The sequence below is a fragment of the Aggregatibacter kilianii genome (genome assembly GCF_003130255.1).
Lineage (GTDB): Bacteria > Pseudomonadota > Gammaproteobacteria > Enterobacterales > Pasteurellaceae > Aggregatibacter > Aggregatibacter kilianii.
The window spans coordinates 526,521-550,635 of sequence record NZ_NRCN01000001.1; the positions used below are offsets into that span (position 1 = coordinate 526,521).

A 24,115-nucleotide genomic window follows, 5' to 3' on the forward strand; every position below is an offset into this window, starting at 1 on the left:
CATTGCTAGGCTAAAACGCCCGATTTTCGGAAAAAATGAATGATTTTAGGTAATTCTCTATGATCTCAACGGAACAAAATACGCCACTCGCACATTATCAACAGCTCTTGGCACAAGTGCCGCCGGAATGGCAAGCGATAACGCAACTGCATCAAATTAATGATAATTTACTCATTTCTTGTTTAGACGGCACACCAACTCAAGCCTTACAAAGCAAAATTCAGGGGCAATCTTCCGTTTCGGTGAGCATTATTTTAGCAGGCAAAGGCGAAGTAAGATTTGCGCAAGGGGCCTATTTAACCCTAGCCCCGAATACGGTGGTGTTTATGCAAAATAACGGGCAAGTAAACGGTTTTAATTATTTTGCGGCAAACCAATCCATTCGGATTGTCGATTTTCGCTTTAGCCCGGGTATGTTTAACCGCCTAATCGGCACGCAATTCAATTTCAAAGGAAAATTGCTTTCCGATTGCAGCCGCTATCAGTGTAATGAATTCATGGGGAAACTGCCCGCCACCCTTGAATTGTTACGCATTGCCAATCAAGTTCTGCAGTGCAAAATGAAAAATCAAGAAGTCAAACGACTATTTTTAGAAGCCAAAGCGTTAGAAGTGCTGGCGTTATCGCTCGAGCAATTTCATTTGGAACATCAAGAGCATCAGCTTCCCATTGCCCTCGATCGCCAAAAACTATTGCAGGCACAGCAAACTATTCAAGAAAGAAAAGGCTACGACTGTGGCATTAAAACCTTATGCAAAATCAGCGGGTTAAGCGAGAAAAAATTACAATCGGGCTTTCATTTATTATTTAATCAAAGCGTAAGCCAATACCGTAACCAAATCCGCATTGAACACGCTTGCCGCCTATTGGAACAAGGCGAAAAAATAATCCAAATTTCCACCGCACTTGGCTTTAACAGCCCCAGCCATTTCGCCAAACTGTTTAAACAGCTGACCGGTTGTGCACCGAAAAAATGGCAACTATATCGATCGCATTTATTGCTATAATAATCGACCTATTCAAGTTACACTAAACGCACTTAATGGCGCGCGGAACCCAACACGGGGAGGGAAACGAATTTTATGTTTTGGCCGCGCATGATTTTAACGTGACTTTTTGAGGTTCCCATGGCAGAAGAAACTATTTTCAGCAAAATCATTCGCAAAGAAATTCCCGCCAATATCGTCTATCAAGATGAGCTGGTTACCGCTTTTCGTGATATTTCACCGCAAGCGAAAACCCACATTTTGATCATTCCGAACAAGCTCATTCCAACCGTAAATGATGTGACCGAACAAGATGAAGTGACATTAGGTCGCTTGTTTACCGTTGCCGCCAAACTCGCCGCACAAGAAGGCATTGCGCAAGACGGTTATCGTTTGATCGTCAACTGCAACAAACACGGCGGACAAGAAGTGTTCCATTTACATATGCACCTTGTGGGTGGAGAACCCCTCGGCAAAATGTTGGGTAAATAATGAAAAAATCTATTTCTCTCTTTTTTGTGAGCGCGCTTTTAGCCGCATGTAGCGCAAAAGTGCCAAATTTATTGGATACGCAACGCCCTATCCTAAATATCGAAGCGCCTGTAACAGCGGTTGCCGATGCGGGGGTGAATGCCGATAGCGCGTGGGTGAAAAATAAAACCGAACAATCTTTAAACTTGGCTTACAGCCTGTTTTGGTATGACAAAAACGGGGTTACCTCGTTTTCGCAAGAACAACCGACTTGGCACCGCCTGTCATTGCAACCGAAACAAAAACAAATATTAACGCTTACCCGCCCTAGCGCCGATAGCGTGAACTACCGTTTATATTTACGTTTGAACTAACGCCCTATGTCCACCTTACTCATTGATTTAGCCGGTTTAACCCTTGAGCAGGAAGAAATTGAACTGCTTGAACACCCCTTGGTTGCGGGGTTAATTTTATTCAGCCGAAACTTTCACGACCGAGCTCAATTGCAAGCGTTAATTCAATCCGTGCGACAAAAAGTCAAAAAACCGTTGCTGATTACCGTGGATCAAGAAGGCGGTCGGGTACAGCGTTTCCGCGAAGGGTTCACCCAATTACCTGCTATGCAGGCATTTTCTGCGCTAATTCAAGACCCTGTTCAACAACAAGAAATGGCATTTGAAGCCGGCTGGCAAATGGCGGCAGAAATGACCGCACTTGATATTGATTTGAGCTTTGCGCCCGTGTTGGATCTGGGACACCAATGCAAAGCCATCGGCGATCGCAGTTTTGGTTGCGAAGTAAAAAGTGCGGTGGATTTGGCGGCTAATTTCATTCGCGGTATGCACCAAGCCGGCATGGCGGCGACAGGAAAACACTTTCCGGGGCATGGGCATGTGATTGCAGATTCTCATTTGGAAACGCCCTATGACGAACGAAGCCAAGAAGACATTTTCAATCAGGATATTCAGCCGTTCCAACAACTTATCGAACAAAATCTGTTGCAAGCCATTATGCCGGCACATGTGATTTATTCGCAATGCGACAACCAACCGGCAAGTGGGTCCAAATATTGGTTACAGGACGTCTTACGCCGTCAACTAAATTTCAGCGGCGCCATTTTCTCTGACGATCTCGGCATGAAAGGAGCGGGATTCATGGGGGATTTTGTGGCACGCAGCGAACAAGCCTTAAATGCCGGCTGTGACTTATTGTTGCTTTGTAACGAACGGGACGGTGTGATTCAGGTATTGGATAACTTAAAACTCTTGGAAAAACAACCGCACAAAAAGCAACGCTTTTTGAACATAGGCTATGCCGACAGCCCCGTAGGGGTGAACAATCAAGCTAGTCTTGATTGTGAGTCCTTTTTATTACGCCAACAGCGCCTACAAAGCCTATTCAAACGCAAAAACCTTACTTGGTCGGAACTGGAATGTGCCCCACGTTGGTTAGAAAATCGTAAAAAACTGACCGCACTTCAACAGCAATGGTTGGCAACCAAAGATTAGGATATGCGCTAGCATGATTCATTGCGAACATTATCAACGGGGGGAGTGTCGCTCCTGTCAGTGGCTCGAAACGCCTTACGCCATTCAACTGGAGCAAAAAACCGTGCATCTGCAACAGCAACTGCACGGTTTGGATGAGTCCCATTTAACGTGGTTTGAGCCCTTCCAATCGCCTGTCGCCCAATTTCGCAACAAAGCGAAAATGGTGGTAAGTGGCGCAGTAGAACGCCCGATTCTCGGCATCTTGCCGAATCCGTTAGATCAGCAAAGTGCGGTAGATTTATGTGATTGTCCGCTCTATCCGCAACGTTTCCAAGCCCTCTTTCCCATTCTCAAAGATTTCATTGCCCGCGCCGGTCTTGTACCGTACAACGTGGCAAAACAAAAAGGCGAATTAAAACATATTCTGCTCACGGAAAGTCAACACAGTCACCAACTCATGCTACGCTTTGTGTTACGTTCGGAAAACAAACTGCCGTTGATTCAACGGGAATTGCCCGAATTGCGCAAAAAATTGCCACAACTTGCCGTCATCAGCGTCAATATTCAACCGCAAAATGCCGCGATTTTGGAAGGTTCAAAAGAGATTTTCCTGACGGAACAACACACCTTACCCGAAAAGTTTAATAACATTCCGCTTTTTATTCGTCCGCAGGGGTTCTTTCAAACCAACCCGCAGGTCGCTGAAGGGTTATACGGCACGGCACAACAATGGATAAAACATCTGCCAATCGAGAGTCTTTGGGATTTATTCTGCGGGGTAGGCGGTTTCGGGCTACATTGCCTACAAGCGTTGCAACAGCAAAATCAGCAAAAAACCATTCGCCTTACCGGCATTGAAATCTCCGCTTCCGCCATTGCGGCCGCTACGCAATCCGCCGAAGAATTAGGTTTACACGAACAAGTGAATTTCCAATCCCTGGATGCCGCCAATTTTGCCTTAAACCACGCGGACAAGCCGGATTTGGTTATTGTTAACCCACCCCGTCGCGGCATAGGCAAATCACTCGCCGAATTTCTCAATCAAATGCAACCGCACTTTATCCTGTATTCCAGCTGTAACGCTGAAACCATGGGCAAAGACTTGCAATCCCTGACCCATTATCACATGAAAAAAATCCAATTGTTCGATATGTTCCCGCATACTTCGCATTATGAAGTGTTGGTGTTGTTGAGATTGATGCCTTAACGTAATGTTTTGTTGATTTGACTATTAGTATTACTGAAAAAATAAACCGTTTTTAGGCTCACAAGTGGAGGTTGCAGGTACTTTTAGCTATATTTTTGCTCTATAGGCCATACTGTCCTTTTATATAAAAAAGATATTTTATAAATAGTCATTTGGTTATCTTTTTCTTTTCTATAAGAATAATAATTGTTATTATTTAACAAAAATAATTCTTATTTAGGAGCCAAAAATGCATCAATCTCGTCTTTCACCCCCATCTTATTTTCGCCTTAGCCTACTTTCTATTTCTTTATTTTGTACTTGCCAAACCGCGTATACGGAGGACAGTTTAGAGCAGATTAATGTTATTGAAGAAACTGATACTAATACCACTGAGGGTAGCCGTGGCTATACAATTAAGTCGATGAAAACAGCTACTGGACTAAAAGTTTCCAGTAAGGATACGCCACAATCTGTTAGTGTGATTACCAAAAAGCAATTAGATGACAAAGCTATTCATACTCTTGAAGAAGCAATGAAGAATACCACAGGTGTTAATGTTGTACGTGATTCAGGGTTACAAACTCGTTTTCTTTCCCGTGGTTTTTATGTAGATCAAATTGGTGAAGATGGTATTACGACTAATGTAGGTGGGCGTTCAGGTTATACCGCCAAAATAGACGTTTCTCCTAGCACTGATCTAGCTATTTATGATCATATTGAAGTTGTGCGTGGTGCGACAGGATTGACCCAGTCTAACTCTGAGCCTGGCGGCACAATTAATTTGATTCGAAAACGGCCTACAGACAAATTCCAACACCTAGGCGAAATAACGGTCGATCACCGAGGCAGTACCCGTACGGTACTGGACGTTTCCGGAGGCGTAAATCAAGATAATAGTATTCGTGCCCGTTTAGTTGGTGTAGGGGAAAAAGCAAAGTCTTTTAAAGATAATGTGCATGGTAAAAAAGGGCTAATTTATGGTGCCGCTGACGTAGATTTAGGCAATGTTGGCGTGTTAACTTTAGGTGGTATGTATCAGAAAATTAATGAAGTGCCGGATTTTTCTGGCGTGATATTACCTTGTGAAAATCCCCAAGTTGCTCCTTTTGCCTCCCGCCCGGCATGTAATAATCCAGTAAAACTTCCTCGAAATACCTATTTAGGACAGAGTTGGTCTCGTTTGAAGGGTGATAAATATAACTTATTTGCTAATACCAAATTTGTTTTTGATAACGATTGGGAGTTTAGTATTGAGGCGTCCTATACAAAAAATAATTCAGATGCAAAAGTTGGGCAATTTTTTATCAAAGATGAACATGCTGCCGGTTTGTCCGGTTCTGACGCGCAAGGATTTCTAACCGAGAAAGGTGAAATTATTCCTTTTGAGCCAAAAGACCAAGCACTTAAAAAATTAAAAGAATATCGTGATCAAGCAACGAAAGAATACGAGCAACGTAAGGCAGATTATGCTCAAAATCAATTTAACCAAGGCGACTTTAATCAATATAGAAACGATCGGCTTGCTGCCCGTAAAAAAGGGTTTGATCAATGCATGAATGATATTGGTCTTGATTTTTTATGTAATGACTGGGCAGATCCTGGTATTGATAAAGATAAACAAGAATATATTGACAAAAAACTACAAGAAGCAGGTATTGCTAACGACGCAGAAAACCGTTTTTCAAACTATCTCTATAATAGGGCTTATAACAATAAAGGTACAACTAATCGAAAATTTACATTCGCACCAATTCGACATATTAAAAAGGACGAACAATACGGGATTAAATTGAATTTAACTGGGCACTATAATCTTTTTGAACGAGACCATGATTTTTATGTAGGTTATGCTTATAACCATGAAAATATTCAATCAGATTTTGTTGAAATTTTTCAGAAACGTTATCGTATAAGTACTATTGATGAGGTTGGTCAAGTGCATCAGCATTTAGCCGGTCGTTGTGTTCCTAATGAGCAAGGAAATTATTATTCTCCAACCGATAAAAATCTTCCTGAACCGGATTGGGACAAGCATGATGAAAAAGGTGACCATATGCTTTATACACCAGATTGCCAACATGCTTATAAAATTAAAGTCGATAAAGACGGTCATATTTTGTATGAATTAGATAAAAATGGGCAAAAAATTCCGGAACGTGACAGCAACGGTGACATTAAGTATAAAAATGGTGCTTATGGAAATCCAAATGAAATTGTTTATAAGATGTTGAAGGAGCCGGATGACCATGTTTTAGCTCGTTATAACTATGCTAAATATTTCAATAAAAATGAAACGCATGCAGTTATTTTGAGCACTCGTTTTAATGCAACGGAACGCCTCCATTTATTAGGTGGTGTGCAGTTTACCCATTTTGAGACCTCACAACGCAAAGAAACGCCTGTTTATAATGGTGAGCCAGCGACGCGCTATCAATCGCAATCAAATATTGATAAGGATAATGAGCACTATACTGCCAAAATGAAGGGGCATCATTTTACACCGTATGTCGGTATTACTTATGATTTGACGAATGAGCAGAGCCTTTATGCAAGTTATACTAAGATTTTTAAACAGCAAGACAACGTAGATATTACCAGTAAAACGGTATTACCTCCGTTAATTGGTACAAACTATGAAATCGGTTGGAAAGGCTCCTTCTTTGATAATCAATTAAATAGCTCTTTAGCTTTATTTTCTGTTGAGCAAAAAAATCGTACTGTTGTCGATTTTGGATATATACCGGGCAAAAATGGTGCTGTTGGATCATTCCAGACCATCGCAAAACCAATCGGACGCGTTGTTAGCAAGGGGTTTGAATTGGAGTTGGCTGGAAATATAACAGAAAATTGGCAACTTTTTGCAGGCTATACTTACAATAAAAGTAAATATAAAAATGCAGAAGAAATTAATAATGAACGGGCAAAAGGCGCTAAAGATCCTTACAACTTTAGTAATTTTACACCTGTTCAGATGTTTCGACTTGCCACCAGTTACCGAATTCCAAGTAGCAAATGGACGATTGGTGCCGGTATCTCTGCACAGAGCCCGACAAGTAGCTTATATGGCATTAAACAAGCAGGCTATGCTCTGTTTGATGCCAATATTCAGTACGAGTTTAATCGCCACGCCAAACTCAGTTTGATTGGAACGAATTTAGCGGATAAAACTTACTTTGAAAATAACTATAATCGTACTCGCGGGATGAATAATTTCTACGGACGTCCGCGTACTGTCATGATGAAATTTGATTGGCAGTTCTAACGAAATAAATAAAAAAGTGCGGTCAAAAAACACAATGAATTTTGACCGCACTTTTTATTTTGAGAAAGGATGATTTAGTCTAAGCGTTTGAACATCGTTAACCAGTCCGCTTTAAATTCACGGCGCATATTGTTGATGGCATCAATGATATCATGGTGAACCAAGTGTTCATTTTGGATACCTACACAGTAACCGCCTTTGCCTTGAAGTAACAAGTCAATGGCATATACGCCCATACGGGAGCCTAAAATTCGGTCAAAGGCGCATGGGGAACCGCCGCGTTGAATGTGGCCTAAGATGGTTGCACGGGTTTCATGATGGACACGATCTTCAATTTCTTTCGCTAACTCATTAACATCACAAATCAATTCAGTGATGGCAATGATGGCGTGGCGTTTGCCTTTGATGATACTGCGCTCGATTTGGCGAATGAGTTCTTCACGGTTAAATTCTACTTCCGATGCCACGATGTATTCACAACCACCGGCAATCCCTGCGGAGATAGTAAGGTCACTACAGTGGCGCCCCATGATTTCAACGATAGAAATACGTTGGTGGGAACTTGAGGTATCGCGTAAACGGTCGATAGCTTCAACAGCAGTTTGCAAGGCGGTTTGGTAGCCGATTGTGTAATCGGTGCCTGCAACATCATTATCAATAGTGCCGGGAATCCCCACGCAAGGGAAACCGTGCTCTTCGGTAAGCAATTTTGCCCCCATGTAAGAACCGTCCCCGCCGATAACCACTAAAGCGTCAATACCGTAAGAACGTAAAATATCGGCACATTTGGCACGTACTTCAGGATTTTTAAATTCCGGAAAACGTGCAGAACCTAAGAATGTACCGCCACGGTTAATAATATCGGACACACTATAGCGGGTTAATTGTTTGATTTTATTATGATATAAGCCATGGTAGCCATCATAGACACCATAAACTTCCAATCCTTCCGACAAGCCCGCTCGTACTACTGCACGAATTGCCGCATTCATTCCCGGTGCGTCTCCGCCACTGGTTAGCACTGCAATTTTTTTAATCATGAGTTATTCCTATAAAGTTTAAAATTTAAGACGATTGATTTTAGAAAATGAGCGAATTATATCACTTTTTTGCCTGACTGCATTTCCTGTTGCACAACAAATGTGGGTTCGGGATGAATCACAATATCACTACGCGGAAAAGTCTTGCGCAGGCAATCTTCTAAATGTTCGGTAATGTCATGAGCTTCAATAAAAGAAAGCTCATCAGTCAATTCCAAATGGAATTGAATAAAACGAATGGCCCCGGAACGACGGGTTCGTAAAGCATGAAAACCGACAACCCGTGGATCTTTGGCAATTTCGTTATTTAACACGCGACTAAGCAAGGCAATTTCATCTTCCGGCAACATTTTATCGAGTAACAATTGCACGGATTCAAACAGCATTTTAACGGCATTCAATAAAATATAAAGGGAAATTAAAATCGCAAAAATGGCGTCCGCTAATAAAATGCCGTTGGCACTCAAACCTAATGAAATCATGATGACCACGTTCATTAGCAAGTCGGTTTGATAATGCAGCCGATCCGCTTTAATCGCCGGGCTGTCCGTTGCTTTGATCACTCGTCCCTGATACCACACCAATAATAAGGTGGCAAAAATTGAAAACACCGTTACCGCAATGCCAAGAGCCGTATTGCTTAATGCTTGCGGAGAATTAAAACGATGAATACCTTGTAATAGCAGGAAAATCGCCGAACCGGAAATAAACGCACTCTGCACCAATGAAGCCAGTGATTCTGCCTTGCCGTGACCAAAAGAGTGGTTGTGATCGGCAGGCATCAATGCAAACCGCAAAATCAACATACTCATAAAAGAAGCCAATAAGTCCAACATGGAATCGGTGATAGAGGCCAACATACTCACCGAACCGGTTTGCCACCACGCAACGCCTTTCACAATGATTAAGCTAAACGCGGTAATAATGGCGAAATGAGAGGCTTTTTTTACCTGTACGGAATAAGCGACAGATTCTACCATTAATGTTTACATCCTAACGCCCAATCTGCCTTGCCGAGCTTGTTGATTTCTTTATCAATCAGATATTTTTTCAAATGGCTAAGCACTTTCTTATTGCTCATGTTAGTGAATTTATGCTTTTTCGGGATTTTTACGGAATATTGATATTGCACAAATCCGCAATACGGCACATTCATGCCCTTTGCGACATCTACCTGCCAATTTTTATTTCCTGCGGTGGGTTCATAAATCACGTAGGAATACAAGGTGTCTTTCTTGTCATATAACTTGAAATTTTTCACACCACTATTGTTATAAACTTGTTTACGCCAATCAATGCGTTCCTGCAAGGTGCGATTTTGTTTATTACGATCTAACAAAATTTCCACCGCACTTTGCCAGTTCTGTGTATTTTCGCCCGGTAACACATAAAGATAACGCACGACCGAGCCAAGATCCTGCTCTGTCGCCAAATGATAGGTTTTCTTATTATGTGTTACGCTTGTCGGTGCATTAAGCTGCGGCTGACTGACGCAAGCCGACAAAAAAAGTGCGGTCAAAATGACGAGTGTTTTTTTCATGCGTCCACCAAATCCCGTTTAAAGACAAATTCCGTGTTTGTAGAAGAGGCACTATCAAACCAATAGCCGCCGAAATCAAATGCTTTCAACTGCTCCACTTCGCTAACCCGATTTTGAATTAAATAGCGACACATTAACCCGCGAGCTTTTTTGGCATAAAAACTAATCACTTTATAGTGTCCGTTTTTATTATCTAAGAAGATCGGTTTGATGATCTGCGCCTTTAACTTTTGCTCTTGCACCGATTTGTAATATTCATCAGAGGCTAAATTAATTAAAATGCCATTTTGTTCATCAATCGCTTGTTGCAAAACAGGGGTAATCACACCCTGCCAGAAAGCATACAAGTCTTTACCTTTAGGATTAGCCAATTTTGTGCCCATTTCCAAACGGTAAGGCTGAATAAGATCAAGAGGCGTCAACAATCCATATAACCCGGACAAAATGCGTAAATGCTGTTGAGCAAATAACACGTCATCATCACCTAGCGATTCAATGTCCAAGCCGGTGTAAACATCTCCTTTAAACGCATAAACGGCAACTTTGGCATTTTGTTCATTATGTGTTTGTTGCCATTCGGCAAAGCGCGCCGCGTTCAAGCCTGCCAGTTTGTCGCTGATAGACATTAACGATGCAATTTCTACCGGTGTAAGTTCGCGACAAATATCAATAAGCTGTTGGCTCTGCTTCAAAAAGTGCGGTTGAAAATTCGGGAGTTTTTTAGGTGCTGCGTTTTCAAAATCCAATGTCTTCGCAGGAGAAATAATAGCTAACATAAAAATTTCCTAATCAGTAAAATAAAGCTAAATTGCGCTTAATTGCCAATGAATCGGCTCAATATGATGTTGTTGTAAGTATGCATTTGCTTTAGAAAAATGACGGCAACCGAAGAAGCCTCGATGTGCCGATAAAGGCGATGGATGCACCGATGTTAAAACACAGTGCTTTTGACGATCAATAAATTGTCCTTTCTTTTGTGCCGGACTACCCCACAATAAAAACACCAAATTTTCCCGATGTTGATTCAATGCTTCAATGACTTTATCAGTGAAAATTTCCCAGCCCCAACCGGCGTGAGAATGTGCCAAGCCTTGCTGTACGGTTAACACCGCATTGAGCAATAACACGCCTTGCTGCGCCCATTCCACTAAGTAACCGTGATTTGGAATTTGAAAATCGGCGATATCAGTGGAAAGTTCTTTATACATATTAAGCAACGATGGTGGTGGCTTCACGCCCGGTTTGACGGAAAAGGACAAACCATGCGCCTGATTCGGCCCGTGGTAAGGATCTTGTCCTAAAATCACCACTTTTACTTGATCAAATTCCGTCAATTTAAAGGCATTAAACACATCATGAGCCGGCGGATAAATAACTTTGCCCGCATCCCGTTCAGCATGTACACGCTGCAAAACCTGCTGAAAATAAGGTTGCTGTTTTTCTTGTCCGATAACATCTGTCCAAGTTTTCATCATGGGATCCCAATCAATTTTGAATTGAGGAAATTATAAAGAACCTAGGGCAAAATTCATAGTCATAAGTTACCCCATTTGCTTCTCAATGGTAACGAAAATGTATCTATATTATTAAATTAACAAACTAAACTTCAGAATATCATTGATTAAAATCAAATACCTCAAATTAATTAAAAAAAGAGTTTGGTTCTATGTCAAATTTATTTGAAAACTTCAAAATTTTTGATAAAATCCTCGCAGTTTAATTAATATACAAAAGCGCCAAATTTAGGAGGCATTTATGATTAAAGGTATTCAAATTACCCAAGCAGCTAACGACAATCTACTTAACTCTTTCTGGTTGTTGGACAGCGAAAAAGGTGAAGCACGTTGTTTATGTGCAAAAGGTGATTATGCGGAAGATCAAATCGTAGCAGTAAGCGAATTAGGTCAAATCGAATACCGCGAGTTACCGGTAAGCGTTGCACCAACCGTTAAAGTTGAAGGCGGTCAACACTTAAACGTGAACGTGTTACGTCGTGAAACATTGGAAGATGCTGTATTACATCCGGAAAAATATCCGCAATTAACTATCCGTGTTTCCGGTTACGCTGTGCGTTTCAACTCTTTAACACCGGAACAACAACGCGACGTTATTACCCGTACTTTCACTGAAAGCCTATAATTTCAAGTTGAATGAAAAAGAAACCCCGAAGCAATTCGGGGTTTTGTTTTTTATAAAACGTTGGAAAAAACGACCGCACTTTTCCTTTTCTTTTCTAGCGATTCCCGTGCTTTTCAGGTACAATCCGCCAGTTAAATTTAATGATTTTTAATGAGCAAAAACTATTTATTTATGAAGAATATTCGCAACTTTTCTATTATTGCCCATATTGACCATGGTAAATCCACCTTATCGGATCGTTTAATTCAAACTTGTGGCGGCTTGTCCGACCGTGAAATGGCCGAACAAGTGTTAGATTCCATGGATCTAGAACGTGAACGTGGAATTACCATTAAAGCGCAAAGCGTAACCCTGAACTATAAAGCCAAAGATGGCGAAACCTATCAACTTAACTTTATCGACACGCCGGGACACGTTGACTTTTCTTATGAAGTGTCCCGTTCCCTTGCCGCTTGTGAAGGTGCGTTATTAGTGGTTGATGCAGGGCAAGGCGTGGAAGCGCAAACCTTGGCGAACTGTTATACCGCTATTGAAATGAACTTGGAAGTCGTGCCGATTTTAAACAAAATCGACTTGCCTGCCGCCGAACCGGAACGCGTGGCGGAAGAAATTGAAGACATTGTAGGTATCGATGCCATTGACGCGGTGCGTTGCTCTGCCAAAACAGGTTTAGGGATTGACGATGTGCTTGAAGAAATCGTGGCAAAAATCCCGGCACCGGAAGGTGCTCCGAATGCACCGTTACAAGCCTTAATCATCGATTCCTGGTTCGATAATTATTTAGGCGTGGTGTCTTTGGTGCGTATTAAAAACGGCACGTTACGCAAAGGCGACAAAATTAAAGTGATGTCCACCGGTCTATCTTATAACGTGGATCGTTTGGGGATTTTTACTCCGAAACAAGTGGATACTACGGTATTAAACTGTGGTGAAGTAGGTTGGGTAGTCTGTGCTATCAAAGATATTTTAGGTGCACCGGTGGGAGATACCTTAACTCAACACAATAATCCGGCAAGCTCTGTCTTACCGGGCTTTAAAAAGGTGAAGCCACAAGTTTACGCGGGATTATTCCCAATCAGCTCTGACGATTACGAAGCCTTCCGTGACGCGCTCGGTAAATTAAGTCTGAATGACGCCTCCTTGTTCTATGAGCCGGAAAATTCCACCGCACTTGGCTTTGGTTTCCGCTGTGGTTTCCTTGGGCTGTTGCACATGGAAATTATTCAGGAACGTTTAGAACGTGAATATGATTTAGATTTAATTACTACTGCACCGACGGTAGTTTATGAAGTCGAATTGACCAATGGTGAAGTTCTTTATGTAGATAGCCCATCGAAACTACCACCGTTAAACAATATCGCAGAAATTCGTGAACCAATTGCAGAATGTAACATGTTGTTACCGCAACCCTATTTGGGCAACGTGATCACTCTTTGTGTAGAAAAACGTGGCGTGCAAACCCACATGGTGTATCACGGCAACCAGGTGGCGTTGACCTATGAAATTCCAATGGGTGAAGTAGTATTGGACTTCTTCGACCGCCTCAAATCCACTTCTCGCGGTTATGCTTCTTTAGATTACGGTTTCAAACGTTTCCAAGCAGCGGATATGGTACGCGTGGATATTATGATTAACGGCGAACGTGTGGATGCCCTTGCGTTAATTGTACACAAAGACAACGCACCGTATCGCGGCCGTGAATTGGTAGAAAAAATGCGTGAGCTGATTCCTCGCCAACAATTTGATATTGCGATTCAAGCCGCGATCGGCAACCACATTATTGCCCGTTCTACAGTGAAGCAATTGCGTAAAAACGTGTTGGCAAAATGCTATGGCGGTGACGTAAGCCGTAAGAAGAAATTGTTACAAAAACAAAAAGAGGGTAAAAAACGAATGAAACAACTCGGCAACGTTGAAGTGCCGCAGGAAGCGTTTTTAGCTATCTTACACGTAGGAAAAGACAAGTAAGGAAAGTATTCATGTCGAACTTATTTACGATTATTTTAATCGCTGTCGGATATGGTTTGTGGAAAGTATTGGATCATTTTCAATTGCCTAATACCTTTTCAATTTTGCTCATTATTTTCACCGCACTTTCCGGTGCCGTTTGGTGTTATTTGCGCTTTGGCGTGTTACCGAAACGCGCCAGACAAATTGCCCGTTTGGAACAACGTAGTGGCAAGTCATTAACGGATGAAGAAAAAAGCAAAATCGAACCGATTTCCGAAAGTTCCGAATTTATTTCCTCTTTATTTCCGGTGTTGGCATTCGTCTTAGTAATTCGCTCTTTTGTTTTTGAACCGTTCCAGATTCCATCTTCGTCCATGGAGCCTACCCTGCGCATCGGCGATTTTATTTTGGTAAATAAATTCGATTACGGCATTAAAGATCCTGTCTTTCAAAATACCCTCATCAAGGTTAATCAACCTAAACGGGGCGATATTATCGTTTTCAAAGCACCGGAAGAGCCGAGCAAAGATTATATTAAACGGGTTATCGGGCTACCCGGCGATCGCGTGATCTATAATGATGTGAATCGCCACTTAACCCTTGTTTATGGGAAAGACGGAAAAGAATGCTTAACTGACTGTGAAATCAAAGAGTTTAGCTACACCCAACCACAACCGAATGAAAACTTTCGCTTTATTTTAGGGCGTGATTACAGCGGTAAAATAGTCTATGGTCCGTCGCCGTTAGAAACAATTGAAAGCGGTGATGTAACGCACCACATCCATTGGGCACCGGAAAGTCGATACGAAGGCTTCCGTTACAAAGCCTATGATAAACAAGACAATTATGTTACCGAATGGGTTGTACCGGAAAAACACTATTTTGTTATGGGAGACAACCGCAACAACAGTGAAGACAGCCGTTTCTGGGGTTTCGTACCGGAACAAAATATTGTAGGCAAAGCCTCTTACATTTGGCTTAGCTTAAAGAAAGAACAGGACGAATGGCCGACAGGTGTTCGTACCGAACGTTTGTTCCAAAAAATTCAATGATATGCGAACAGATAATTTAGATCGTTTACAACGAAAAATTGACTACCAATTTCAAGATACAGGGCTTCTTAAACAAGCCCTCACCCACCGCAGTGCGGGACATAAACATAACGAACGTTTAGAATTTTTAGGAGATGCAATTCTAAATTTAACGATTGCCGAAGCCTTATTTCATCAATTCCCAAAGTGCAATGAAGGCGAGCTAAGTCGAATGCGGGCAACCTTAGTCCGTGAGCCGACATTAGCGATTTTAGCGCGTGATTTCCAACTAGGCGATTATCTTTCCCTTGGTCAGGGCGAATTAAAAAGCGGTGGTTTTCGTCGTGAGTCTATTTTGGCAGATTGTGTAGAAGCCCTTATTGGTGCTATTTCTTTAGATAGTAGCCTTGCCAATGCCACCGAAATTGTCACCCGTTGGTATCAACCATTATTAAAAGATATCCAGCCGGGCGATAACCAAAAAGATGCTAAAACCCGTTTACAAGAATATTTACAAGGCAATCGCCTGCCGGTGCCAACCTATAATATTGTGGATATTCAAGGGGAAGCCCATAACCAATTATTTACTGTGGAATGTTCCATTCAAAATAATGACCGCACTTTTATCGGCAAAGGCTCCAGCCGTCGTAAAGCGGAACAGGCCGCGGCAGAACAAATTCTTCAAGAGCTGAAAATTAAATGACAGAACAACAAACCGAAACCTATTGCGGCTTTATTGCTATCGTAGGGCGCCCGAATGTAGGGAAATCAACGTTACTCAATAAAATCCTCGGACAAAAAATCTCCATCACATCGCGCAAAGCACAAACCACCCGCCACCGCATTGTTGGTATAAAAACGGAAGGGGTATACCAAGAGATTTATGTGGATACCCCGGGGCTTCATATTGAAGAAAAACGTGCCATCAATCGTCTAATGAACCGTGCCGCCAGCAGTGCGATTACTGATGTAGATTTGGTGATTTTCGTGGTAGATGGTACCCATTGGAATGATGACGATGAAATGGTGTTAAACAAACTACGCAAAACCAAAGTGCCGGTGGTACTTGCCATCAATAAAATCGATAACATCAAAAACAAAGATGACTTACTACCATTCATCACCGAAATTAGCCAAAAATTTAATTTTGCCGATATCGTGCCGATGTCTGCCGAAAAAGGGAATAATTTGGACGCTATTGAAAAAATCGTGCGAAAATCTTTGCGCCCCGGTGTTCACCATTTCCCGGAAGATTATGTCACCGATCGCTCCCAACGTTTTATGGCCTCAGAAATTATCCGTGAAAAACTTATGCGTTTTATGGGCGAAGAATTGCCTTATTCCGTTACCGTTGAAATTGAACAATTTAAAGTTAACGAACGTGGCACTTACGAAATTAATGGCTTAATTTTAGTAGAACGTGATGGTCAGAAAAAAATCGTGATCGGACGCAAAGGTGAAAAGCTGAAAAAAATCGGCACCGAAGCCCGCCTAGACATGGAACGCTTATTTGATAATAAAGTACACCTGGAACTTTGGGTGAAAGTAAAATCCGGTTGGGCTGATGATGAACGCGCCTTGCGCAGTTTGGGGTATATGGAAGATTAACCAAGCGAATAAAAAAAGTGAGCTTAATGCTCACTTTTTTACTACACAAAATATCAATAAACCTGATTAATTTTGTTTCTGTGCACCAAATACGCCACCCCAAGTACCATCATCGGTGTTAAATAACCCGCTCATTTCTTTTGCTTGATCACCATAAAATTTTCCTTCTACCTTAGCAACACCGGGCAAAACTGCAGAATCTTTAGGTGTTGCAGTTCCGGTAAAACTATTATTTGCAATATGGCCATCTACTGCAATGGCAAATCTCGGAACATTAAGCGTACCCGTTAATGTTTTATTCTCGAAATCAACTTTAAATGAGGCTTTTCCTGTTTCAACATTTTCAGAGGCGCCTAACAAGACAGCGCCTCCCAAATATTCAGCAGTTCCACTAATTGGCATTTTCTTCGTTGGATTTCCATAATAAAACGCATAATCAGTACCGTGATTTCCACTAATGACACCAAATCTAGAATCAGAATGATCACGACAACACACTAGCTGATCTAATTCCGAACTAAGACTGATCTTTTGTCCGTCAACATTTAACTCGGCAAGATTTGAATCCGTTATTGTAAGATGTTTAATAACTTGTTCACCATCATTGCCAACTGAAAAAGCTAACGCTGCCCCCACAGCATTGTTATTTGGCAGTGGTTGTGGCTGCTGTGGTTGCTGTGGTTGTTCAGAAGAATTACCTCCATTTCCACCACTCCCACAAGCCGTAATGGCCAATGAAGTTAATACAATAAGACTTAATTTTGAAATTGAGCTTTTAAAATGACTCATAAAAAATACTCCTTAAGATAAAAGAAAATGGTATAAAAATACCAAAAAAACCACTCATTTTTTATTAAACTAAACTCAAGTGGAAATAACCGCTTGCACGGTAACTTACAATAAACGGACATCCGCCTTTATTGAAAGCAATTAAAAAGGCGGTAAAAACATCTTAAATTTCTACCGCACTTTTTTAATAAGTTTATTAATTATTGACGCTTTTATTATTCATGCATGCCTAATTTTTTCTCCAAATAGTGGATGTTCGTACCACCTTTTTGGAAATTCTCATCCTCTAGAATGAGCTCATGCAACGGAATATTGGTTTTAATACCATCAATGATCGTCTCGGCTAGCGCATTTTGCATACGACGAATCGCTACGTCACGGGTATCACCGTAAGTAATGAGCTTAGCAATCATAGAATCATAATGTGGTGGAACACTATAGCCCGCATAAATATGGGAATCCCAACGCACACCTAAGCCACCCGGGGAATGCAAATGTGCAACTTTACCCGGTGAAGGCAAGAAGGTTTTTGGATCTTCCGCATTGATACGACATTCAATCGCGTGACCTTTTACTTTGATATCTTCCTGTTTAAAAGAAATCGGTAAGCCTGCGGCAATGCGTAGTTGCTCTTTGACTAAGTCCACGCCGGTAATCATTTCAGTAACAGGATGTTCCACTTGAATACGGGTATTCATTTCAATGAAATAGAACTCGCCGTTTTCATATAAGAATTCGAACGTACCCGCACCACGATAACCGATTTCAACGCAAGCCTTCGCACAACGGGAACCGATGTCGCAACGAACTTCTTCGGTGATACCCGGCGCCGGAGCTTCTTCCACCACTTTTTGGTGGCGGCGTTGCATGGAGCAATCGCGCTCAGCAAGATAAACGGCATTACCATGGGTGTCGGCTAACACTTGGATTTCTACATGGCGTGGATTTTCCAAATATTTTTCCATATAAACCATGTCGTTATTAAACGCCGCTTTGGCTTCGGCTTTTGTCATTGCGATGGATTCTTCCAAAGCGTCTTCGCTACGCACTACGCGCATACCACGACCACCACCGCCACCGGAGGCTTTGATAATGATCGGATAGCCGATTCGTTTGGCAATTTCTTTATTTTTCGCAATGTCGGAACTTAACGGACCATCAGACCCTGGCACACAAGGCACACCGGCTTTTTTCATGGCGTTAATGGCAGATACTTTGTCACCCATTAAACGAATCACATCCGCAGTCGGTCCGATAAAGATAAAACCTGAGCTTTCAACTTGCTCGGCAAAATCGGCGTTTTCGGAAAGGAATCCATATCCCGGATGAATTGCATCAGCGCCGGTCACTTCCGCAGCAGCAATAATGGCAGGAATATTTAAGTAGCTTTTGGCAGATTGAGCAGGGCCGATACACACAGTTTGATCGGCAAGCAGAACGTGTTTCAGTTCACGGTCGGCGGTAGAATGCACCGCAACGGTTTTAATGCCTAATTCTTTGCAAGCACGCAAAATTCGCAGTGCAATTTCACCGCGATTGGCAATAACAACTTTTTCTAACATAATAAATCCATTCTTTGCTTAAATTATGGTTTAGATGTTAATTATTCGATAACAATTAACGGCTCGTCGAATTCAACAGGATCACCATCATTTACCAGAATAGCTTTAACCACACCTGCTTTATCCGCTTCAATGCGGTTCATCATTTTCATCGCTTCAACGATACAAAGTGCATCGCCCACTTTCACGCTTTGCCCCACTTCAACGAAGGCTTTTGCTTCAGGGCTTGGGCTACGGTAGAACGTACCTACCATCGGAGAACGGATTTTATGGCCGGAGACATCTTCCGCTACCGATGCGGCAACGCTTGGTGCAGGGGCAACAGCCGGGGCGGCTACCGGTGCAGGTGCGCTGGCAATCGGAGCAGGCGCTGCCATTGGTACGGTGTATTGAACAGACGCCGGAGAACCACGGTTAATGCGAACGGACTCTTCCCCTTCGGAAATTTCAAGTTCCATAATGCCGGATTCTTCTACAAGTTCGATCAATTTTTTAATTTTACGAATGTCCATAATTGTTTCCTAAAAGACTCAAATTTTAACCGCACTTTTTTTGAGAAAAAGTGCGGTACGGATTAACTTTAAATTTTCGCACGAGAGATTACCTGAAAATAATCATTTTGGCGATAAAATTCTGTTATTTTTCGTCAATTTTCGCTGAATTTCGCTTTTCTGCCAGATAATTCAGCGCAAATTGCAAAGCAAACTCGTAACCTTGCGCGCCACAACCACAAATCACCCCTTCCGCCACATCGCTAAAATAGGAATGATGACGAAACGGTTCTCGTTTATGAATATTGGATAAATGCACTTCAACGAAAGGAATGCCAACGGCAAGTAACGCATCACGCAACGCCACACTGGTGTGGGTATAAGCGGCGGGATTAATAATGATAAAATCGACTTTTTCAAAACTCTGATGAATTCGTTCAATAAGCTTTTCTTCGCTATTGGCCTGAAAACACGTTAATTCAACGCCTTGCGGCCCGGCCAATTGATGCATTTTGGCCTCTATCATGCCCAAGGATAAATGCCCGTAATGACCTGGCTCACGCACGCCTAACATATTCAAGTTCGGGCCATTTAACAGCAAAATGTTGTATTTTGATGACATATCACATTCCTTTTATTGCGCGCATTATAATGATTTTTCGCTTTCGGCTGGTCTAATCTGTAAACACTAAACTATAAAAAACATCAGAAAAAAAGACCGCACTTTTAATCTAAAATAACTTCGGTAATGAATTCCGAATCCAAGCCAACGACAGGTAACTCCGACTCCGGCCAGGTTCTGACGACTTGATAATCCATTAAATCGAGTGTGTCTAAGCCCGGCGTGACATTTGGCGTATATTGTTGCGCCATGCGGGCCAGTTGAGTTAAACCGAAGCTACTTTCAATGCTGGAACTGATAACCGCTTTAATACCTAACGCATGCGCCTGCGCAATCAACTCAGCGCAACGTTCAATAGAGCCCACCAACGTCGGTTTAATCACAATCGCCGCCAAGTGCGGTTCTTTTTCTACACGAAAATCCGGCTCGCGTACACTTTCATCCCAGGCAATGTTAATGCCGGTTTCTGCCGCAAATTGACGGCTTTCCTCACGGGTTTTGCAAGGTTCTTCAATAAATTGAATACGCGCACGATGCTCAGGTTTCACATATTTGGCGAACATTTGCGCTTTAGCAGGCGTCCAACTGCGATTAGCATCTAGCCGTAATTGCAAATCCGGAATCGCTTCTAACAGCATATCGGCAATGAGACCATCACGATTGGCTTCATACATGCCTACTTTCACTTTCGCGACCTTTTCACCCAGCATTTGATCCAGCGGTTCATAAAGCTCATCCGGGTCGCCATAACATAAAGGCGCGGTTCGATAATTGCCTTCATCATCCAAGCGACCTTTCATTTCCATCAATGCACAACTGAGCCCGAACGCCACAGAAGGATATAAATCCGCCGTTAAATCCAATTTCACATTGCAACTGCGGGATTGATCCCATTTTTCCAGCCATTCGATCGCTTGGGCTTGCGCTTGGTCTAAGGTTTCATGGCTAAACTCCGGCAATGGCGCAATTTCGCCCCAACCTTCATTTTGCCCACAGCACACTTTCACCAAAAGGCCTTCGCGCTTTTTCAAAAAACGATTGCGCAAAATCAGCTGTGAATCTACCGGAATGGAATAACGGAAAAGTTGATAGCGACGATGTTGAATAGCGCAATTTTTCTTTTCATAGAAGATTTTGCCCACCCGTTGAATATGTTCCAGTAAATCAGGATCGGTAATCTTGTTATGAATGACTACATCGAATTTATACGGAATGGTAGTTTGCGACAGGGTTTGCTGAATGTCGTGCAACATGTCATCGGTAATGCCATCGCCTTTTAAGGCTAAATCAATGTCCGAGTCTTCACGAAAATTTCCCTTCCCGCGTGAGCCAAACAAAATCGCTGTTTCAACATTCGGAAAATGGCGCAAATGCCAACCAATTTTTTTAATCATTGTTTCTGTTAAACCGAAATCCATTGTCTTTACCTATATCAATTGCAGAGAAGAAATTGTTGTGTGCGAAATGGCAAAAGTGCGGTCGATTTAAAAAACATTTTTAAAAACGACCGCACTTTTTATCTTAAGGATTGCGCTTAAATTTACCGAAATCCGGCGCGCGTTTTTCATTGAAGGCATTGCGACCTTCTTGGCCTTCTTCTGTCATGTAGAACAACATGGTAGCATTACCGGCAAGTTCTTGAAGACCGGATTGACCGTCGCAGTCGGCATTTAATGCGGCTTTCAAGCAACGTAAAGCAATCGGGCTGTTACGTAGCATTTCACGGCACCAACGTACGGTTTCTTTTTCTAACTCAGCGTAAGGCACGACTGTGTTCACTAAGCCCATGTCTAAGGCTTCTTGTGCATTATATTGACGGCATAAGAACCAAATTTCACGCGCTTTTTTCTGACCGACGATACGTGCCATATAGCTTGCACCCCAACCGCCATCAAAAGAACCTACTTTCGGGCCGGTTTGGCCGTAAATGGCGTTGTCTGCGGAAATGGTAAGATCGCACATCATGTGTAACACATGACCACCACCAATAGCATAACCTGCCACCATCGCCACCACCGGTTTTGGGCAAGTACGAATATCACGTTGGAAATCCAACACATTGAGATGATGCACACCGCTGTCGTCTTTATAGCCGCCGTAATCGCCACGTACTTTCTGGTCACCGCCGGAACAGAAGGCTTTTTCGCCTTCACCTGTTAGCACGATAACACCGATTTTTTCGTCAAAACGGGCATCAGCAAAAGCGGTGATCATTTCTTTAACGGTTTGCGGACGGAAAGCATTGCGCACTTCCGGGCGATTGATGGTGATTTTGGCAATGCCGTCGGTGGATTTGTGATAACGAATGTCGGTGTAACCCGCACTGTGATCAACCCACTCAACCGGCGCATATAAAACATCATCTTTTGGATTTTGCATGAGAAATTCCTTTAATTTAAGGTTAAAAAAGTGCGGTCATTATAGCGGAAGTTTCTGAAATCTGAAAACGAAAAGGGTCGGTATTCACCGACCCTCAAAGACAAAATAAAATTAGTTTTTCGCTTTTGCCGCTGCTTTTACGATCACCGCAAAGGCAGGGGCTTTTAAGGACGCGCCACCCACTAATGCACCGTCAATATCCGGTTGAGTGAACAATTCTGCCGCGTTAGCATCGTTAACAGAACCGCCGTATTGAATGATCACTTGATCAGCAACCGCTTGGGATTTTTTCGCAATGTGACCACGAATGAATGCGTGTACGGCTTGCGCTTGTGCCGGAGTCGCAGATTTGCCGGTACCGATAGCCCAAATTGGTTCATAAGCGATAACCGCACCGTTGAAGGCTTCTACGCCCAATAGGTTGATTACAGCATCAATTTGACGCGCACAGACTTCTTCGGTTTTGCCTGCTTCGTTTTCCGCTTCAGATTCACCGATACACAACACCGGCACTAAGCCCGCTTCTTTTAACGCACCGAATTTTTTCGCCACGAATTCATCGCTTTCTTTGTGATAAGTACGGCGCTCGGAGTGACCGATAATAATATATTTCGCGCCGAAATCTTTTAACATTTCTGTGGAAATGTCTCCGGTGAAGGCGCCTTTCACGTTCACATCCACGTTTTGTGCACCTAATTGGATGATATTTTCACCGCCACAGCTGCAACCACAGTTGGATAATAATTTTTCTGCTTCCGCCAAATACATTACCGGTGGGGCAATTGCCACGTCACAGCCGGTCACACCGTGCAATTCTTCTTTTAAACCGGTGATTAATTCACGAGTGAAGGCTTTGCTACCGTTTAATTTCCAGTTACCCATAACTAAAGGACGACGAGCCATTTTGTTTCTCCTTAATATGATTGAATAAAAATTGCTATTACTATAACAAAAAAATCACTCTTTTTCGGTAAAAAATCATCGTCGTAAAAAATTTTCTTTGCAACAGATGATTATTTTGGGGTAAAAAGATACAATCTACTGTATAAATTTAACAAAAAATAACCGATTGCCTCATGATAAAAATTTTTAAAGCAGAACAATGGAATTTAGACATTCTCCTGCCGTTATTTGAAGAATATCGCCTTTCTCACAGCATGGCGGAAAATCCCGAGCGCACCTTAACCTTCCTAACCAACCGAATCCGTTTTAGCGAAAGCATTTTTTTCTTAGCGTTAGATGAGGACAAAAAAGCCGTTGGTTTCATTCAGCTCTACCCTCGCCTTTCCTCATTGCAACTGCAACGCTACTGGCAATTAACGGATATTTTCGTGCGTAATATCAGCCAAAAAAATGACGTTTACACGGCGCTTATCTCCAAAGCCAAAGAGTTCGTCAGCTACACGCAATCCACCCGTTTAACTGTAGAACAGGACATTCAACGACATCATTTGTTGGAAAATGAAGGCTTTAAATTGAATCCGAAGAAATCGGTGTTTGAATTGAATTTGGCCGATTAATAAGAATAAAAAAGTGCGGTTGAAATTTGTTGTGAATTTCAACCGC

24 protein-coding genes and 1 pseudogene are annotated in these 24,115 nt (G+C 42.3%); 12 read left to right on the forward strand and 13 right to left on the reverse strand.

Features of this window, described 5'->3' with window-relative positions; translation table 11 throughout:
• Positions 1 to 59: 59 nt before the first annotated feature.
• From DK428_RS02285 to DK428_RS02310, 6 genes are all read left to right on the forward strand, one after another.
• The gene (locus tag DK428_RS02285; protein WP_109064201.1) at positions 60 to 1,007 is read left to right on the forward strand and encodes a helix-turn-helix domain-containing protein; all 948 of its coding nucleotides are present in this window, start codon (positions 60 to 62) and stop codon (positions 1,005 to 1,007) included.
• Between the two features lie 120 nt (positions 1,008 to 1,127).
• Entirely contained in the window at positions 1,128 to 1,478 is a 351-nt protein-coding gene (gene hinT, locus DK428_RS02290; protein ID WP_109064202.1) for a purine nucleoside phosphoramidase, read from the forward strand.
• A complete protein-coding gene (locus tag DK428_RS02295; protein ID WP_109064203.1) occupies positions 1,478 to 1,831 on the forward strand; it encodes a YcfL family putative periplasmic lipoprotein in 354 nt (117 codons plus the stop codon). The genes hinT and DK428_RS02295 overlap by 1 nt, the downstream gene beginning before the upstream one ends.
• 6 nt (positions 1,832 to 1,837) lie before the next feature.
• Positions 1,838 to 2,965 carry a beta-N-acetylhexosaminidase gene (gene nagZ, locus DK428_RS02300; RefSeq protein WP_109064204.1) on the forward strand — a complete coding sequence of 376 codons (1,128 nt, stop codon included), beginning with the start codon at positions 1,838 to 1,840 and terminating at the stop codon, positions 2,963 to 2,965.
• A gap of 13 nt (positions 2,966 to 2,978) precedes the next feature.
• Positions 2,979 to 4,154, forward strand: coding sequence for a 23S rRNA (uracil(747)-C(5))-methyltransferase RlmC (gene rlmC / locus DK428_RS02305; RefSeq protein ID WP_109064205.1), 1,176 nt, complete (start codon positions 2,979 to 2,981; stop codon positions 4,152 to 4,154).
• 229 nt (positions 4,155 to 4,383) lie between these two features.
• Entirely contained in the window at positions 4,384 to 7,398 is a 3,015-nt protein-coding gene (locus DK428_RS02310; protein ID WP_109064206.1) for a TonB-dependent siderophore receptor, read from the forward strand.
• Positions 7,399 to 7,472: 74 nt separating this feature from the next.
• Here DK428_RS02310 and pfkA read toward each other — a convergent pair whose 3' ends face one another.
• Genes pfkA through ung form a run of 5 tightly spaced genes read right to left on the reverse strand, consistent with a single transcriptional unit; the run spans position 7,473 to position 11,450 of the window.
• Positions 7,473 to 8,438, reverse strand: coding sequence for a 6-phosphofructokinase (gene pfkA, locus DK428_RS02315; protein ID WP_109064207.1), 966 nt, complete (start codon positions 8,436 to 8,438; stop codon positions 7,473 to 7,475).
• Positions 8,439 to 8,494: 56 nt separating this feature from the next.
• Positions 8,495 to 9,418: a cation diffusion facilitator family transporter gene (locus DK428_RS02320; RefSeq protein WP_109064208.1), complete on the reverse strand. Its 924-nt coding sequence runs from the start codon at positions 9,416 to 9,418 to the stop codon at positions 8,495 to 8,497.
• Entirely contained in the window at positions 9,418 to 9,978 is a 561-nt protein-coding gene (locus tag DK428_RS02325) for a hypothetical protein (protein WP_109064209.1), read from the reverse strand. Before DK428_RS02325 ends, DK428_RS02320 begins: the two co-directional genes overlap by 1 nt.
• A complete protein-coding gene (gene yaaA, locus DK428_RS02330; RefSeq protein WP_109064210.1) occupies positions 9,975 to 10,754 on the reverse strand; it encodes a peroxide stress protein YaaA in 780 nt (259 codons plus the stop codon). The genes DK428_RS02325 and yaaA overlap by 4 nt, the downstream gene beginning before the upstream one ends.
• Before the next feature lie 27 nt (positions 10,755 to 10,781).
• Positions 10,782 to 11,450, reverse strand: coding sequence for a uracil-DNA glycosylase (gene ung, locus DK428_RS02335; RefSeq protein ID WP_109064211.1), 669 nt, complete (start codon positions 11,448 to 11,450; stop codon positions 10,782 to 10,784).
• A 283-nt stretch (positions 11,451 to 11,733) separates the two neighbouring features.
• Between ung and grcA the strand changes: the two genes are divergently transcribed.
• The 5 genes from grcA (at position 11,734) to era (ending at position 16,706) form a co-directional block, all read left to right on the forward strand.
• Positions 11,734 to 12,117, forward strand: a complete 384-nt coding sequence (gene grcA / locus DK428_RS02340) for an autonomous glycyl radical cofactor GrcA (protein WP_083016468.1) — start codon at positions 11,734 to 11,736, stop codon at positions 12,115 to 12,117.
• Positions 12,118 to 12,288: 171 nt separating this feature from the next.
• Positions 12,289 to 14,085, forward strand: coding sequence for a translation elongation factor 4 (lepA, locus tag DK428_RS02345; protein ID WP_109064323.1), 1,797 nt, complete (start codon positions 12,289 to 12,291; stop codon positions 14,083 to 14,085).
• Positions 14,086 to 14,096: 11 nt separating this feature from the next.
• On the forward strand, positions 14,097 to 15,119 hold the full coding sequence (gene lepB / locus DK428_RS02350) for a signal peptidase I (protein WP_109064212.1): 1,023 nt from the start codon (positions 14,097 to 14,099) through the stop codon (positions 15,117 to 15,119).
• A 1-nt stretch (position 15,120) separates the two neighbouring features.
• Positions 15,121 to 15,801, forward strand: coding sequence for a ribonuclease III (gene rnc, locus DK428_RS02355; protein WP_109064213.1), 681 nt, complete (start codon positions 15,121 to 15,123; stop codon positions 15,799 to 15,801).
• Entirely contained in the window at positions 15,798 to 16,706 is a 909-nt protein-coding gene (gene era, locus DK428_RS02360; RefSeq protein WP_109064214.1) for a GTPase Era, read from the forward strand. Before rnc ends, era begins: the two co-directional genes overlap by 4 nt.
• Before the next feature lie 66 nt (positions 16,707 to 16,772).
• Here era and DK428_RS02365 read toward each other — a convergent pair whose 3' ends face one another.
• The 8 genes and pseudogenes from DK428_RS02365 to tpiA form a co-directional block, all read right to left on the reverse strand.
• Positions 16,773 to 17,495, reverse strand: a complete 723-nt coding sequence (locus tag DK428_RS02365; RefSeq protein ID WP_109090006.1) for a Slam-dependent surface lipoprotein — start codon at positions 17,493 to 17,495, stop codon at positions 16,773 to 16,775.
• A gap of 215 nt (positions 17,496 to 17,710) precedes the next feature.
• Positions 17,711 to 19,057: an acetyl-CoA carboxylase biotin carboxylase subunit gene (gene accC, locus DK428_RS02370; RefSeq protein WP_109064216.1), complete on the reverse strand. Its 1,347-nt coding sequence runs from the start codon at positions 19,055 to 19,057 to the stop codon at positions 17,711 to 17,713.
• A 41-nt stretch (positions 19,058 to 19,098) separates the two neighbouring features.
• Positions 19,099 to 19,569, reverse strand: coding sequence for an acetyl-CoA carboxylase biotin carboxyl carrier protein (gene accB / locus DK428_RS02375; RefSeq protein WP_065294631.1), 471 nt, complete (start codon positions 19,567 to 19,569; stop codon positions 19,099 to 19,101).
• A gap of 124 nt (positions 19,570 to 19,693) precedes the next feature.
• On the reverse strand, positions 19,694 to 20,170 hold the full coding sequence (gene aroQ / locus DK428_RS02380) for a type II 3-dehydroquinate dehydratase (protein ID WP_109064217.1): 477 nt from the start codon (positions 20,168 to 20,170) through the stop codon (positions 19,694 to 19,696).
• Between the two features lie 104 nt (positions 20,171 to 20,274).
• Positions 20,275 to 21,276 carry an o-succinylbenzoate synthase gene (menC, locus tag DK428_RS02385; protein WP_239493777.1) on the reverse strand — a complete coding sequence of 334 codons (1,002 nt, stop codon included), beginning with the start codon at positions 21,274 to 21,276 and terminating at the stop codon, positions 20,275 to 20,277.
• Between the two features lie 21 nt (positions 21,277 to 21,297).
• A pseudogene (locus tag DK428_RS11770) lies at positions 21,298 to 21,588 on the reverse strand (nucleotidyltransferase domain-containing protein); the annotation flags it as partial.
• Positions 21,589 to 21,691: 103 nt separating this feature from the next.
• Positions 21,692 to 22,549 carry a 1,4-dihydroxy-2-naphthoyl-CoA synthase gene (gene menB, locus DK428_RS02390; RefSeq protein ID WP_005701557.1) on the reverse strand — a complete coding sequence of 286 codons (858 nt, stop codon included), beginning with the start codon at positions 22,547 to 22,549 and terminating at the stop codon, positions 21,692 to 21,694.
• 111 nt (positions 22,550 to 22,660) lie between these two features.
• Entirely contained in the window at positions 22,661 to 23,452 is a 792-nt protein-coding gene (gene tpiA / locus DK428_RS02395; RefSeq protein ID WP_005704363.1) for a triose-phosphate isomerase, read from the reverse strand.
• 173 nt (positions 23,453 to 23,625) lie between these two features.
• Between tpiA and DK428_RS02400 the strand changes: the two genes are divergently transcribed.
• Positions 23,626 to 24,069: a GNAT family N-acetyltransferase gene (locus DK428_RS02400; protein ID WP_109064219.1), complete on the forward strand. Its 444-nt coding sequence runs from the start codon at positions 23,626 to 23,628 to the stop codon at positions 24,067 to 24,069.
• Positions 24,070 to 24,115: the final 46 nt, after the last annotated feature.